This window comes from Psychrobacter sp. PG1 (assembly GCF_014897815.1).
In the GTDB taxonomy this organism is placed as follows: domain Bacteria; phylum Pseudomonadota; class Gammaproteobacteria; order Pseudomonadales; family Moraxellaceae; genus Psychrobacter.
Map to the genome: position 1 here is coordinate 21,865 of NZ_JABUZG010000046.1, position 16,369 is coordinate 38,233.

Consider the following 16,369-nt stretch of genomic DNA (forward strand, 5'->3'; position numbering starts at 1 on the left):
AACAATAAGGCATGACGAGTAAAACTACATCATGCCTATTGTGAGCTTATACGCTGTTAATAACTTTATATGGATGCAGATAGTGTGACTATCAAGCTATCCTTACAAAGTTAAACCTTTTGGGTCAGCCAATTATTCTGCTGGAGTCGCCGCTTCTTCTGCTTTGGCTTCAACTGGTGCTTCTTCAGTAGCAGGTGCTTCTTGCTCAGCTTTGCCGCCCGCTTGAGTCTGTGCGTATTCTTTACCAGCGATAATCGCATCAGCCATAGAAGTCACATACAAGGTCACAGCACGGATAGCATCATCGTTTGCTGGGATGATGTAATCAACGTTATCTGGGCTAGAGTTAGTATCAACGATACCGATAACTGGGATACCTAGATTTTTAGCTTCTTTGATAGCAATCGCTTCATGATCTACGTCTACAACGAAGATTGCATCAGGTAGGCCGCCCATATCTTTAATACCGCCTAGTGAACGCTCAAGTTTTTCCATATCACGAGTACGCTCTAACGCTTCACGCTTAGTAAGCTTGGCGAAAGTACCGTCTTCTGCTTGCTTTTCTAGCTCTTTTAGACGGTTGATTGACTGGCGAAGTGTTTTCCAGTTAGTCAACATACCACCTAACCAGCGATGGTCAACGTATGGCATGCCAGCGCGTGCTGCTTGCTCAGCGATGATACCGCTTGCTGCGCGTTTAGTACCTACGAACAATACTTTGTTTTTCTTAGCAGCTAAGCCGTTAACGTAAGTCAATGCTTCGTTAAACGCTTTTACTGTGTGCTCTAAGTTAATGATGTGAATCTTGTTACGGGCACCAAAGATGTATGGTCCCATTTTTGGATTCCAAAAACGTGTTTGGTGACCAAAGTGAGCGCCGGCTTGTAGTAAGTCGCGCATTTCGATTTTGGTTGGATTCTTTGTAGACATGTGAAATTCCTATTGGTTGGGTTATGCCTCCACATCACAAAAACTGCCTATCTAGCGACACGCATCTGCTAACGGTTAATACTTATTGTGGCAGCACTAACTTTTTGCAAATTAATCAAGTCGCCAAACACCCAGCAATTTTTTGCCATGATGTGTGTGTCATTGGTTGATGGGTTGGTTTAAAAAATTGAGCTATCATTTGAACGTAAAAATACGATGTGATAAAAAATAGCTGGGCTGTATTTTAGCATATAATGCTTAGCGACTGCTAGCGCTATTATGCTGTTTAAGTGGATGATAACGCATAAAAAAACGACGCATTAACGTCGTTCTTTATACTGAATAAATTAGCAGCTGTAGATTAAGCGATACAGATACCAATGACCGCTTTATATCCACGCCACGTAAATGGCGTGACGTAACTTTGGCGATCTTTTGGCAAATAAGACACGCTTGGTGCGCTCTCAACAATATGCGGCGGCGAGATAATAAACTCTGAGCCAAACTCAGTACGAGCATTTCCAGAGATAGTGTTGGCCATCTCACCGAGCAGATCTTTCATCATCGTGATCGATGAGTCAGGCTCGCCCATCACTTTTATGACCTCTCGTAACATCGCGCTTGGCGCACTCACATACACACAGCCTTCAAGAGGCCCTGATATCTCGATAACGCCGCTATAATCATAACCAACAGCACTCTTGTTATGATTTAAATAAGGGGTATCAATGGACACTTCTGAGCCATCAATTTGTGCAAAAAATGCATTGATTGAGCTCAGAAACACACCCAATTTTTCTACTTTAACCATAATATATTAATATCCATCTTTATGACGCGGTGGCAGCAACGTTAATCCTGCAAACAGACCACAATCTCGCCTATCTGCGAGTTCCAAGTGATAGGAATGATAAAAGAACGCTCATCATTCGGCAACACAATACTTTGTGGAGAGCCTTTAAATACAAACGGCACAGAAATATGGAACTCTGAGCCAAACTCTTTACGCGCGTTACCAGCGATTGTATTGGCCACTTCACCAGCCAAATCGATATAATTCTCATCGCTTTTATCCGTTTCACCCATGCTATCCAGTATAGCGGACAATAACTGACGGGTTGCCGAAAAATACACCACGCCTTTTTGTCCACCCGATATACCGATCACACCCGTATAATCATGGACTTTTGGCTGTTTGTTCTCTAACAGATATGGGGTGTCAGCGACAAGCTCCTCGCCCCCAAACTGATTAAAATAATTACTAATAATACTTAAAAAAATCTGTAGCTTTTGTTCTTTCATAATGACATCTACTTAAGTCGTTGAATGGTTTAGTCTTGCATTAGCTCATACAAAGACTCTACAAGCTCTTCTTCTGAAAAAGGCTTGCACAAAAATCCGCTGGCACCCAACGACAATGCTTCAATGCCAGTGGCTTTATCAGACAGTGCTGACACCACTAAAATGCGTACTTCAGGGTCAATCGCAATGATTTTCTCAATGCACTCAAGTCCATCCATTTGTGGCATGGTCAAGTCCATGGTGATTACATCAGGACGATGGACATTGAACTTTTCAATGGCTTGGACACCACTGGTTGCCGTCGCAACCAGCATAAACTGCCCTGAATCGTACGCGCGCTGAATACGATTTCTAATAATATTTGAATCATCAACAATCATTAACTTATGCATAACTGATCTATTACCTTTAATGAAGTGCTTGTCATCCTTGACAATATACCTGCTGTTTCTAATTAAGCTTTTGGTAAAGTAATAACAAACCGTGTCATCTGACCGAATTCGCTGTTTACGTTAAGCTTGCCATCATAATCTTTTACTTTTGCTTTAATGATATCAAGACCGACACCTCGTCCGCCATCTTCATCTGCGTGTTCTTTGGTAGAGAAACCAGAAGAAAACAGTTGTTTGAGCAGCTCGCTTTGACTGAGCTGACTGGCTTCTTCTGTACTAAAACGACCATCACTGCTTAACTTGGCACGAATGCTGTCATAATCAATACCTTGACCATCATCTTGCACAATCAGCGTCACATCTGCGCCGCTGTCTTGCACCTCTAAATCAATCGTCCCAACCGCAGTCTTACCAATCGAATGACGAACACTTGGCGCTTCAATACCATGTACCACAGCATTACGTAGTAGCTGAATGCTAATCTCTTTAATCGGCTTGGCAAGATGCTCTGGTATATTGGCTTGGGTTAATGTCAGGCTTTTGAGCGTGACCTGTTTGCCTTGCCTAGTTGCGATATCATCGGCAAAGTCTTTATAAAAAACCAAGTGATCATTATTTGCATCGTCTGCATCACTACCCAAATTGATGTCCAAACCACCATCAGTGGCCATGCCATTACTTGAGCTGGTAGCCGCTCTGGCAATTGACTGACTTTCAGAAATTGCTGCTGATACGCTAGATTTTGCGGCTGCTGGTGCTGAGCGGTTGATACGCTCACCTAACGTTGCAATGGTATTCGATAAGCTTAATAAGTCATCCAAATGTACGGCCAATGGCAAGAAATCGTTACCAGATAATTGACCTTGGTTTTGCAATGCGTGCAGTTTGTCTTCCGCATCTGAGGCAATTTTAGTAAAGCTGTGCAGTTTTAGCGCAGATGCCTCACCTTTTAAGCTATGCATTTCGCGATAGATGGCTTTTAGTTTGCCCTCAAGCTCGTATTGAGAGCTACCAGGATTTTTCAAGATATTGTTCATCTTCTCAATGTGCATCTGCGTATTATCAATAAACTCATTAATAATCTTAGGATTTACATTCAAGATAGTGGTGAGCATCTCGATCTGCATATCATTTTGCGAGCGCTCTTTTTCTAGACGCTGCTCTAAATATACGGCATCCGATACATCGTTGACGTTGACCAAAATACGGGCAATATCTTTGTTATCATAAACACGTGAGAACTTGAAGTCTAAGAAGCGATTATTCTGTGCTTTATCACCAGCGTTGTTGTGTAGCATGACTTTGTGCAGCGGATTGAGAGAATCTACCAATTTTTCTTTAACGCGTGGATTGTAAAGCTGCTCAATAAATTGCTGTGTGGTTTTCAGATCTTTATCAGAAATACGACCGCGCAAGACATTGGTAAAGTTTTCCCCTGCCAATCTGTCTGAGCCAACAATGTCATTTAATGCACGAGAATGCTGCTGACCAATATTCAAGTCTTTATCAAGCAAGAATAGACCAGTACTGACCGTTTCCATAATTTCCTGTGTCTCGCGACGAGCAGCAAATGCTTCAGCATCCGTCTCACGCAAACGACGTACAAAGAAGAATACGAATATCAAGAAGTAAGCGAAAATAGCTGCAACACCCAATATCTGAATCAGACGAATAGTGTTTGCTTGACGTTCAGCGTTTATAAACACCTCATCAGTAAGCTGGTCTAGCGAGTCGTTGATAAATAAACTTGAAGTCTTCGCCTGTTCAACCGCCTGAGTCAGGTTATCTGAAGAGTCGACCATCACATTATCAGCATCTTTAAGATATGCCTGAATTTTAGGTTCTAAAAGTCTCCATTCTTGATTAGCTTCCGCAACTTTGACTTGAGAATCACTATTAACTTTCGGAAGATCGTAGCTTTTGCCTTCAACGCTAGTAATAGTACCGCCTTGTTCAAGAGCTGAAATTGAGCTAGTAATCAGTGCTGTATCTTGTTCCAGACGCTCTAAAACGCGCTGAATATGCGGAGAGTTTGTATCTTCGCCATAGCTATTATCTAAATCGAATAAATCTTTAATTACCGCCTGCGCGCTATTCGCGACTTGGTTGGTTCTATCAATTAATACCGTGTTTCTTTCTAATAAGCTTGAGGTATAAAAGGTAAACGCTAGCAAAGCACCGATGAGCGATAAAAACAGTGCAATTGAAATAATTAAATTTTGATAGCGCTTATTGTCAACATTAGGGGTAGTTGCCATCTTCAGAATTCCTTAGTTCAGTTGCTGAGTAGTAGCAGAAGTGCTATCGATAGCTGGAATACTCTCACCTAACCACTGCTCTTCAATTGTCTTGAACGTTCCTTTTGTCTTAAGCTTAGTAATACCTTCGTTAACATTTTTAATAAGCTCATTATTGCCCTTTGCCATCATTATCACTTGCTGTGCTTCAGGCACATCTTCGCCTTCATAAGGCACGATAGTGACCTTATATTCAGGATGGATTTTTGCCGTATACTGCCAAATAGGGGCATCATGGAGAATGGCATCAACCTTCCCCTGCATCAAATCTTCATATAATAAGAAAGCAGTCTCTCTGGTAGACAGCTCACCGTAGGTGCCAACTGCTTTTATTTGATCGACTGACTTCCCATTTTCCATACCACCAACATGCATGCCGCTTAGGTCTTCTAAACTAGTTATTTTCAACTTATCGTTAGAATACATAATTGCTGATGGATTAAAGAAATAAGGTTTCGATAAGCCATATTTCGCCGCGCGTTCATCTTTATAAGAAATACCTGCTAATGCCAAATCGCGATTACCTGATTCCACACTATCAAACATATTTTGAAACGTTTCTTTGTAAAACTCGACTTTAAAGCCTTGTTCCTCACCAATAGCTCGAATGACGTCAATGTCAATCCCTTGCATATTGCCATAGTCATCTTGGAACGAAAACGGCGGCGTCGTACCTGTAGTCGCAACCTTTAATGTGGGCGCAGTATCAGGCAATTTACTAACAAAGGTATCTTTATTATCTTTAGCATTACTCTTATTTACATTCTCTTGAGTAGTAGAGTTACTACACCCAAACAGTCCTATACTAAATACAATTGGCAATAGTTTATATAATTGCTTCATAATTCATCCTTTAAACTTTACGTTATATATATCAATAAATGACAATTTAGAAAGGTTAGGTAATATCTTCACAATATTTACTTACAGAAAGTTACGTGGATAATACTTGCCTACCTTTGTGATTGCAATAATTATGTTTGGTTATTAACCACAATTTGTTATATATGGCAAACAAAGGATATTAAAGGCCCACATAAGTCTATTTATATAACTGAAAACTTGTAATATGGCCTTGTTTTATGCGCAGTTTTAGGCAAAAATAAAATAAAAAGTACAAAAAAAGCATCCCTACATAATCAATGTAAGAATGCCTTTTAAGATGCTAGTGCAAGAATTATAAAGTCTCTGGCTTACTCCGCATCGTCCAGATTTAAATTACGATCTATCTGCCAAATTAAAAAACAGCCAAGACTCATCAAAGCGAACATCGCAATACCAATTTTGAGTACGGGATTAACTGGAAATAGGTTTAATAATAATCCACCAAAGATACCGACTGAGAACATGAGCGAGCCTTGTAGCGCACTTGCCATGCCCGCTCGGCGTTTTTGAAAGGCCAGCGCAATAGCAGAAGCATTCGGCTGGGTAAGACCTAAGCCTGCGATACAGAAGAAAATACAAGCCAGCACCAATGGAAGCCAAGCATCAGTACCCAAAAATAGACCTATTACAAATAGCACGCCTGCAGAAATAACCTGCATCATCGCACCAAAGCGCAAAATACTCAAAATACGAAAGCGATTGGTGAGCCACTGATTCAGCTGAGTCAAACCCACAAAACCAGCAGCATTCATCCCAAATAGCCAAGCAAAGTGGGTCGCGGATACCCCATAGGTATCCATAATCAGCTCAGAGGCTGAACTGATATAAACAAACATCGCCCCCATCAGCAGGCCGCCACCAATCGCTGGATAATTGAACGTCGGGTCTTTTAATAAGTCCCAATACTGACTCAGTACTTCTCTTGCAGGACGTACATTACGATTTTCTTCCGTCAACGTTTCAAAGAAGAAAAACTTTGTGAGTAATAAATTCAACGTGCCAAAAGCAGCCAAAAACCAAAAAATAGAGTGCCAGCTAAAAAACTGTAGAAATAGCGCACCAAGCGATGGGGCTAATATCGGCGCTAAACCCATCACCAAAATCATAATAGAAAAGGCTTTTGCGGTTTGTTTGGCAGTCAATCGATCGCGAATCGCAGCACGAGTGACCACCGCGCCGACACACGCACCAAGCGCTTGCATCGTCCGTCCAACGAATAATACATACTCGTTATTAGTAGTCGCACAAACAATGGAGGCGATGACATATAACGTCATACCGATATATAAAGGCTTAACACGACCAACACGATCACTAAATGGTCCGTAAAATAACTGGCCAAATACTAAGCCTAAAAAATAAGCAGGAACAGAGTTGGCCATAAAGGCTGTGGATACGCCAAAGTCATCTGCCATCGATGGTAATGCAGGCAGATACATATCAATAGACAATGGCCCCACTGCCACGATAAGTCCAAGCATCATAATCCATGCAACAGGCAAATCAGCAGAGCGTACGCGCTCAGAAGCAATGGGTCGATTGGGTAGAGAGGATTTTGGAGCAGACATATTCAGACCATTTTATATAGAGTGTATTGAATCGTTATAAAGGTTCAATACACCCTAGTAATTGTTATTGTATTATTCAGGCTTCCATTGTCTTTGATATTTAGTCTTTACTCAATACTGAAAACAAGGGTCATTGCCACCATTAGTGCACAGTTGCATACAGCGGCGCAAGTGGACAGTGTTATATCGTACTATCCACTCACATTTCAATAGAGGTATGACGTGAATAAAACAAACAATAACAACTAAAAACAATCACAATAATTTGTCAAAACAGGTCTGAGCGTTAGCATAGCGGCATAATTAGTAAAAGATATTTAGCGGAACTGGCGCTTACCAAATGCCGTACTGGCTTGCTTGGCTTTTCTTAAAGCAAGCTTGCGATTACGACCGAGCATCATTTTAAGCTGCCATACTTTTTCTTTGTATAAAGTAGTGGCTGGCTGCTGGAACATAGCATTGACCACACGCTTACTCGCCAACACCGCATCAGGAGAGCGCTCTGCAAATTCGGCAGCGAGCTTTTGCGCCTGCTCAAGTGGCGCTTCATTGCAATGGCTGACAAGACCCAATGCTTTGCCCTCACTGGCAGTCACGATACGCGCACTCATGGCAAGCTCTTTTAGCACATCTTCACGTACCACGCCAAACGCCGATTGCGTCAAACCCATGTCAGGTACAAGCCCCCACTTAGCTTCCATAATAGACAGTTTGCAATCTGGATGACTGATACGCACATCGCAAGCCAGCGCTAACTGAAGCCCTGCACCGATACAATAGCCTTCTAGTACAGCAATGACCGGTACAGGCACCTCGCGCCATACCAGACAAACACGCTGGAACGAGCTCTGCCATGGCTTTACCAGCTCCCAAACGGCGAACGCTTGATTTTTTGGATGATTCAAATCACCCAAGTCGATGCCCGCACAAAACGTGCCTTCAGCACCATTGAGAATCACCGCACGTATCGTTTTGTCTTTACCAATGCGTTCTGCGACGGCAATCAATTCTTTCACCACTTTAAAGCTCATGGCATTTTTTTTGTGTGGGCGATTCAAGGTTACCGTGAGTATATTGTCAGTCATACTAACTTGTAAGGTTTCATATTGGTAAGTGGCAATCGCGTTCATAACAATCCTTATTCATGAATAAAATAGAAATGGCATCTCAATATGATGCCGATATGTCTAAAGCTGATGGCAACAATATTAACAGCCTTGTTACGACGCTACCTCATCAATAACTGACTGCAACGATTCGATTCATCGTTACTATCATAAAACCATCACTTCTAAATCATTTTCCACGTCATATCATTTTCACTCAAACGATGATAATTGAGCTGAGGATAGGCTGATAAATCCAGCGCCTGCAAATTATTTAACGCTGTTATTAATGCGGCATAATATGGCTCAAGCATGGCAAACTGCGCAGGGGTGGTGTGTTGGACATTCAGCAAGCACTTATCTTCTAGGTCTTGACTGGCCTGACGTAATTGCGGCACACCAGTATAACGACTGCCGCCTAAGATGCGATGGGCAATTTGCGCTAGCATACTGCGATCACGGGCGTCCCACGCTTGCGTCAGCGCCTGCTTTTCATCATTGATCGTATCAAGCATCATAATGATAAGCTTGGCTGCCAAGTCGGGCTTATTCGCTGAGCGGGTCAACGCGTCTTGCCAATCTAAAATAGCAAACCCATCACTTTCGTTAGCCCCCAAAGAGTGATGGCTTAAATGGTGGTGACTGCTGTCCCAACTCTTTGTTCCTTGCGCATATGTATGGGAATCTGTAGGCGTTGCCACTCCATCATGAGCACTATTTATCGGTATTTCCGATGGCTTTAATAGTGGCGACTGTCCTTGTTTATGTAAGCGTAAGTTTTCATAGCGTGGCTGGGTATCACGCGGTGTTTCGCGTCTATAATCCTCACGAGGTTGGCTGTCTCGCAAGTAGTTATCACGAATTTTCTTCAATGATAAAGGACGCGTTATTTTTGGCTGATTGATTGTATTAGAACCGCTATGACGGTTATTTTCATCCCCTTTCACCATAGGATAAGCAATGGTTGTAGAGTCTGATGGCCACGTTGAATACGTTTCAGCCTCCCTATTTTGTGAGTCGGTAGAGTGTGAGTTCTCTTTTGATAAATCGATGACCTGCACATCAGTATTGTGCACATCCGTACTGTGCAGATTGGTATCAGGCAACGCTGTTAACTGCGGCATTGTCGTTGTGCGTCCAAGCCATTTTTGCAGTACTTGTAATAACTGAGGCTGGCTAATGGGCTTACCCACATAGTCATTAATGCCACTGGCGATCAGTTTGTCTCGCTCATCAGCCAAACCATGCGCAGTCAACGCAATAATCGGGATACGGCTATCATCATTTTCAATATTACGAATTTGTCTTGCAGCTTCATGCCCTGACATACGCGGCATTTGGATGTCCATGAATATTAGATCAATATGACCTTTATCCTGAGTAGCAACTTTATCGTCGGTATTCACCTCTTCATAAAGCGTACTATTTGATTTCTTGTTTACCTCATCGCGCGTTTCAGCTTTAGAGATTTGCGTTTTATTCGACAGACTTTGCTTATCATTTTTCGTGGTTTTGATATTTTTGGTTTGTTGTTTACTGATAATTTCTATAGCGTCAAAACCACTACTCGCTGTGATGACTTGGATGCCAAGCTCACTAAGTAATGCATCGAGCACCAACAAATTGGGCAGATGATCGTCGACTGCCAGTACCGTCACCCCTGTCCAGCGCGGTTCTTGCACGCTTTTTTTGGTACTGCGATTTTGGGTGTCGAGCATGGCATAGAGCTGTCTTTTGTCTAAAGGTTCATACAAAATATTGGCATGATAACGATTTAATAATGCTTGATCGGCAGCAACCTGATAGCCAAATACCGCAAGCTTGCCTTGATAATGCAGACGAATTTGTTTGAGTAACGCCATCATATCGTCTTGGGTATCATCATCGACGATGACCCAATCCCAATAATTACCATGCTCTTTTAATGACTCAAGTACGCCTGGTAATGAGTTGGCTTGGGTCAATTTAATCGGCAAATATTGCAAGCTGGCTTTGAGCACTTGGATAGAGGCGGTATGATTGATCCATACCAATACATTAAACTCATCGGTCTCACTCGCCAGCGGAGCCAAGACTGGAAGCTCAATCGTCTGACCAGTAGCAGCTTCCAACACATCGACATGTGCTGGCATCCGAAACCAAAACGTTGCGCCCTGATTGGCAATATTCTCTTGAGCATTATCATGAAAGCCAATATCACCGCCCATCAGCCGCGTCAATTGCTTGGAGATAACGAGCCCCAACCCTGTGCCGCCATACTGACGAGTGATTGAAGGGTCACCTTGGCTAAAGCTTTGGAACAGCATCTTTTGATCGGCTAAAGAGATGCCCTTACCGCTGTCTTGCACACTGATCATGAGATAATTATCACGATGATCATCTAAGCTGACACGCACTACCACATCACCACTGTCGGTAAATTTAATCGCATTGCCCACGATATTGGTCAATACTTGCTTGAGGCGCAGGGCGTCGCCATTGATACGCATCGGCACATCATTATAAAACAGCACCGCCATGCGCAGACCTTTTTCTGCGGATACCGGCGAAAGCATATCGACCACGTCATAAATGGTGTCATAAAGGTCAAACTCATGACGATCAAGTACCAGCTTGCCCGCTTCAATTTTAGAGAAGTCCAAGACATCATTAACCAAGGCAAGCAAGTGTGCTGATGACTTACGTATGGTTTGCACGTACAAATCTTGTTCAGGATTCAATTCGCCATGCCTTGCCAGCAAATTGATAAAGCCATCGATACTGTTTAATGGCGTGCGCAGCTCGTGGCTAATATTGGCCAAAAACGCCGATTTGGCTTGGCTGGTTGAAATTGCCGCATCACGTGCATTACGAATAGAGATGTTTTGCATTTCCATCTCATCAAACGCAAGGCGCAAATCATCCTCGGTTTGCTCGGCATGGTCTTTTAATTCCTGAAAGCTTCTATGCAGGCGGCGTAGCGTTTTGACCAAATCTTGCTGTAATAAGTTCAGCTCACCATCTGACTCAACGGGAATAGGCTGATACAGATTGTCGACATGGGTACGCTGCAACTGCAAACGTAGCTCATAAATTGGTGCTATCCAGCGCTTTGAATAAATATTTAAACTCAACAATAAAATCAAAATGGTGAACAAGCCAGTAATCACTAACGCCATGGCGATACGGTAGCGGGCGATGTAGAGTGGTTCATTGTCCATATCGACGAGCAGCCACAGTTTTTGTCCTTCAAACTCCCCTAATACACTACCATAAGCGGTTCCAATAGGCGTTGGTTGCTGCGATAAAAAATTCTTTGTTGTGTCTATTGCAGGCCATGCTTCGTTCAGCCCATAACCGACTGCGGCGAGTACTTGATTGCTTTCATTGATGATCGCAATACGCTGTACATGTTGCTCGGACTGCATACGACCCAGCTTATCTTGGATTTCCTCAAGCTTCGTGATGGTCGTTTGAGTGGCATCATCTGCCCTAACTTCGCCATCCATATTGGGTTCGCCGTCTGCTTGCTGGCGCTCTTGCGCTAACAGCTCAGGGATTAGCTCTGCAATCGCTGGGGTATAACGAATCAGCACCGCCTCCGCCAATACTTCTTGTTCGGAATTGCTGGCACGCATGGTCTCATAAAAGACCAAAATACCGCCCACCGCTGCCAAGATACAAATGGGTAAAAACACCAATATAATCAACTGGCCATACGCACTGCTAGTATCAAAACGTTTTTTGTATACCATGCTAGCTTTACTCTCTACAGAAAATTGCACTATGAATCAATAGCGGCGGTAAGCGGTGTTAGCCAATAATAAACTTTTTAGGGGCTGTACTTATTTCAAAGCTATTCTCATTTCAAAAATGATAACTGCCTACCCATGATAAATTTAGTGATTCTTGTTCTTGCCGTACCTATATATTGCCATAACTATAACGCATTTCATCGATCATGGTGAGTGGCTATGACGCAAAGGCATTTTAACTGTCCAGCCCTTTTTAAACACCACTCATTTACCAAAATCTCTTGATGCCTTCAGCGTAGCCAAAAACAAAATGATATAATGACGCAACTTTTCATTTATTGCTATTTGGTTAAAGCGGTAGAAATATCATTAACGATCAAATTACTCACTTCACTCAATAGCAGCCGTATCAAGATATTTATTCAAAAATCAAAATGACAATTAAAAAATAAACGGTAATTAAAAATCAATTTTAAAAATTAACAAGGATACTTTATGTCCGCAACGGCTATCTCCAACCCTAATTTCATTACTCAAGTCACCAAACTTGCTGATTGCGTCGGTCAGACGCCATTGGTTAAATTACAGCGCTTACCTGAGCAAGAGCAGCTGACCAATGGTGCTGCGTTACTGGCCAAGCTTGAAGGTAACAATCCAGCGGGTTCTGTTAAAGATCGTCCTGCGTTTAATATGATTTATCAAGCAGAACAGCGCGGTGACATCAAAGCGGGCGACATGCTGATTGAAGCCACGAGTGGCAACACTGGTATCGCTTTAGCCATGGTCGCGGCGATGCGTGGCTATCCGATAACGCTACTGATGCCAACCAATTCAACTCAAGAGCGCAAAGATGCCATGATTGCGTATGGTGCGACGTTAATCGAGGTGGATGAAGGCATGGAAGCCGCACGCGATTTGGCGCTGCAAATGCAAGCAGATGGCAAAGGCATCGTATTGGATCAGTTTAATAACCCTGATAACAGTCAAGCCCATTACCTGACCACAGGGCCTGAACTGTGGGCGCAAACAGCAGGGAAAATCACTCATTTTATTAGCTCAATGGGCACCACTGGTACCATTACTGGTGTATCGCAATACCTCAAAGAACAAAATCCAGATATCAAAATCATCGGACTACAGCCTGATGAAGAAGCTTCGATTGCTGGTATTCGCCGCTGGCCTGCAGCTTACATGCCGGGTATCTTTAACGCAGATTTGGTTGATGAAATCATGGATGTGGATCAGCGTATCGCAGAAGTTTATATGCGCAAACTGGCGAAAACCGAAGGTATTTTCGCGGGCGTTTCATCAGGTGCTGCAGCATGGGCTGCCGTACAAGTCGCTAAAGAAAACCCTGATGCCGTCATCGCCTTTATTGTCTGTGATCGCGGCGATCGTTATTTATCAACGGGTTTATATAACGTTGACGACAGCAATGTCGATAACAATATAGAAGTTAATTAACGCACAGACAACGCTGCTCAGTTTAGTTGGTTTAATCAGGATTTCTTATGTCACAAGCTCTACCATCCGACCCTATATTGGTCTTTGATATCGAAACTGTCGCTGATACCGATGCGGCGCGCCGTATCTATCCGCAATTGGCAGAGTTGAATGATACAGATGCATTGAGCGCACTCACAGCGCTTCGAATACAAGAAGCTGGGCATGACTTTATGCGCTTGCCACTGCAACGTATTGTCTGTATCTCAGCGTTATACATCAAAGACGGCAAGTTTTCGTTGTTCTCATTGACCGCTGATAAATTTAGTGAAAAAGACATCCTTGCCAAATTTTTTCGGGCATTTAGTGACATCGAAAAACTGCCACAGCTTATTAGTTGGAATGGCTCAGGTTTTGATATTCCTGTACTGATATATCGAGCTATGCAATACGAGTTATCAGCGCCATGGTTATTTGAAGAAGGCGAGCGCATCAAAAATATGCGCTTTGATAATTATGTCAATCGCTTCCACACGCGTCACCTTGATTTGATGGACAGATTTAGCCAGTATGGTGCCAGCCGCCGCGAAGCCATGGATATTGTCGCAAGCTTATATGGTCTACCGGGTAAAACAGCTGTCGACGGTAGTATGGTTGGTGAGCTTGTCAGCACTAATGACTGGCAAACGCTGTCTATTTATTGCGAGTCTGACGTCATGAATACATGGCTAATCTATTTGCGCTGGTTGCGTTTAACTGGACAATTATCCTCACAAGATTTTGACGCTTGGCAGCAGCAGAGCTACGACTATTTGGTAAAATACACCCAAGCGGATGGTCATGCTCGTCATCAAGACTTCATCGCTGATTGGTCATCTGCACCCACATCATAACAAATGAAGTTATAAGAAGGCGCGTTATAAGACATCGCGTTTATCCTCATTTTTTTAGTTATTTATCATTTATTATTAAGGCAGGTTTATGCAACCCACCGATTCAAAAACGTCTATAATCTCTGATGTTACGCCAGTAACGAGCGAGACCCAAACGATTACTATTCCGCCTAATAAGAAAAAATCTAAACCCTCATCAAAGACACGCCGCCGTCTAAAGGATGCAGAACCTCTGCCCTTCACCATTGATGGTTTGTCGCATGATGGTCGCGGCGTTGCCGTTTATGGTAATGGTTTTGGTATAGACGATGGCCATATCGAAGACAAACATGGCAAAAAAATCTTTGTAAGCTTTGCATTGCCGGGTGAAAGTGCCTTGGTCAAAATAACCAATAGCCGTGCCAGCTTTGAAGAAGGCGAGGCTGTCAGTATTACTGCCAACCCAAATTCTGAACGTGCCGTACCGCCCTGCCCACATTTTGGAGTGTGTGGTGGCTGTAATTTGCAACACTGGCAGCCAGACGGTCAAATCAACTTTAAGCAATCTGTATTGGCTGAAATGCTGATACACCAAGCCAGTGTCACGCCTGATAACTGGCTTGCTCCAGTGGTTGGTGATCGTCTTGGTTATCGTACCAAAGCACGATTGGGTGTGCGTTATGTCACCAAAAAAGAAACCGCGCTTGTCGGCTTTCGTGAGCGCTCAAGTAACTTTTTGGCAGAATTAAATGAGTGTCATATTTTAGATCCAAGAATTGGTTTTGAGATTGAAAACTTAAAAACACTGATTAGTACGCTAGAGAGCCGTAACAAGATTGCTCAGCTTGAGTTGGCTATGGGTGAGGAAATGCCTGAGCTGCCAGATGGCAATCAGCCCGTTGCACTTATCGTACGCAACTTGGAGCCGTTATCAGACGCTGATATAGAAAAGCTAAAAGTGTTTTTTGCCGCACGCAACTGGCAGCTATATTTGCAGTCTAAAGGTGCGGACAGTATCCAGCGTATTGCATTGACTGCAGATGATGACATGAGCCAGCAATTTGGTCGTTTGTATTACCAATTGCCAGAATACGATTTGACTTTCGAGTTTATCCCGACAGATTTTACCCAAGTGAACCTGTCCGTTAATCGTCAAATGACCAAGCTTGCTTGCGATTTGTTAGACTTAAAAGCAGGTGAACGCGTACTTGATTTATTCAGTGGTCTAGGCAACTTTAGCTTGCCACTCGCGCGCCTCGTTGGTGAGACAGGTTCTGTGGTTGGTGTTGAAGGCAGCGAAGCGATGACCGCACGTGCAGCCGATAACGCACGTCGTAACGGCATCAATAATACAGAATTTTATAGCCAAGATTTGACGCAAGACTGTACCGATAAACCTTGGGCGAATCAGGGCTTTGATGCGCTATTGATCGATCCGCCGCGTTCTGGTGCTTGGGAAATTATGCAGTACTTGCCGAAATTTAACGCTGAGAGAATCGTTTATGTCTCTTGCAACCCTGCAACCCTCGCCCGTGATACAAAAGCATTATTAGAGCAAGGCTATCGTCTGACTCATGCTGGCGTAATGGACATGTTCTGTCATACCGGCCATGTTGAGTCCATCGCTCGTTTTGAAAAAGTAGCGGTGTAATTCACTTTACGGTTAAGTAAGCGGTTCAGAGCATTCAATAGTCATACTGCATGTCACTGAGCTTGATTCAAAATTTGAGTCAAGCGGTGGCAAAAAAATGATGGTTATTTATCCTGATTAACCGCAGACATTACATAGCCTCGCTTGATTTGTCTCTTTAAAGTGAGATAATAGTAAACAATATTCCTA

At 43.1% G+C, this 16,369-nt stretch carries 12 protein-coding genes; 3 read left to right on the top strand and 9 right to left on the bottom strand.

Annotation, left to right across the window (positions count from 1 at the left end; genetic code table 11):
- Window positions 1-132 precede the first annotated feature (132 nt).
- The 9 genes from rpsB to INT03_RS03770 form a co-directional block, all read right to left on the bottom strand.
- Entirely contained in the window at window positions 133-930 is a 798-nt protein-coding gene (rpsB, locus tag INT03_RS03730; RefSeq protein ID WP_045443642.1) for a 30S ribosomal protein S2, read from the bottom strand.
- A gap of 361 nt (window positions 931-1,291) precedes the next feature.
- Complete coding sequence (locus INT03_RS03735) at window positions 1,292-1,741, bottom strand: chemotaxis protein CheX (RefSeq protein WP_193007701.1); 450 nt, start codon at window positions 1,739-1,741, stop codon at window positions 1,292-1,294.
- A gap of 41 nt (window positions 1,742-1,782) precedes the next feature.
- The gene (locus INT03_RS03740; RefSeq protein ID WP_045443636.1) at window positions 1,783-2,232 is read right to left on the bottom strand and encodes a chemotaxis protein CheX; all 450 of its coding nucleotides are present in this window, start codon (window positions 2,230-2,232) and stop codon (window positions 1,783-1,785) included.
- 29 nt (window positions 2,233-2,261) lie between these two features.
- Window positions 2,262-2,624 carry a response regulator gene (locus tag INT03_RS03745; protein WP_045443633.1) on the bottom strand — a complete coding sequence of 121 codons (363 nt, stop codon included), beginning with the start codon at window positions 2,622-2,624 and terminating at the stop codon, window positions 2,262-2,264.
- A gap of 62 nt (window positions 2,625-2,686) precedes the next feature.
- Entirely contained in the window at window positions 2,687-4,882 is a 2,196-nt protein-coding gene (locus INT03_RS03750; RefSeq protein ID WP_193007702.1) for an ATP-binding protein, read from the bottom strand.
- 12 nt (window positions 4,883-4,894) lie between these two features.
- Window positions 4,895-5,764 (bottom strand): substrate-binding periplasmic protein, encoded by an 870-nt coding sequence (locus INT03_RS03755; RefSeq protein WP_193007703.1) that lies wholly within the window; start codon window positions 5,762-5,764, stop codon window positions 4,895-4,897.
- A gap of 350 nt (window positions 5,765-6,114) precedes the next feature.
- Entirely contained in the window at window positions 6,115-7,374 is a 1,260-nt protein-coding gene (locus tag INT03_RS03760; RefSeq protein ID WP_055125721.1) for a multidrug effflux MFS transporter, read from the bottom strand.
- Between the two features lie 317 nt (window positions 7,375-7,691).
- Window positions 7,692-8,504: a crotonase/enoyl-CoA hydratase family protein gene (locus INT03_RS03765; RefSeq protein ID WP_193007704.1), complete on the bottom strand. Its 813-nt coding sequence runs from the start codon at window positions 8,502-8,504 to the stop codon at window positions 7,692-7,694.
- A gap of 161 nt (window positions 8,505-8,665) precedes the next feature.
- Entirely contained in the window at window positions 8,666-12,214 is a 3,549-nt protein-coding gene (locus tag INT03_RS03770; protein WP_193007705.1) for an ATP-binding protein, read from the bottom strand.
- A gap of 495 nt (window positions 12,215-12,709) precedes the next feature.
- Between INT03_RS03770 and cysM the strand changes: the two genes are divergently transcribed.
- The 3 genes from cysM to rlmD all read left to right on the top strand — a co-directional run bounded on the left by cysM (window position 12,710) and on the right by rlmD (window position 16,180).
- Window positions 12,710-13,678 (top strand): cysteine synthase CysM, encoded by a 969-nt coding sequence (cysM, locus tag INT03_RS03775; RefSeq protein WP_193007706.1) that lies wholly within the window; start codon window positions 12,710-12,712, stop codon window positions 13,676-13,678.
- A gap of 47 nt (window positions 13,679-13,725) precedes the next feature.
- A complete protein-coding gene (locus tag INT03_RS03780) occupies window positions 13,726-14,550 on the top strand; it encodes a 3'-5' exonuclease (protein WP_193007707.1) in 825 nt (274 codons plus the stop codon).
- Between the two features lie 88 nt (window positions 14,551-14,638).
- Window positions 14,639-16,180 (top strand): 23S rRNA (uracil(1939)-C(5))-methyltransferase RlmD, encoded by a 1,542-nt coding sequence (gene rlmD, locus INT03_RS03785; protein WP_193007708.1) that lies wholly within the window; start codon window positions 14,639-14,641, stop codon window positions 16,178-16,180.
- The last annotated feature ends 189 nt before the right edge of the window (window positions 16,181-16,369 follow it).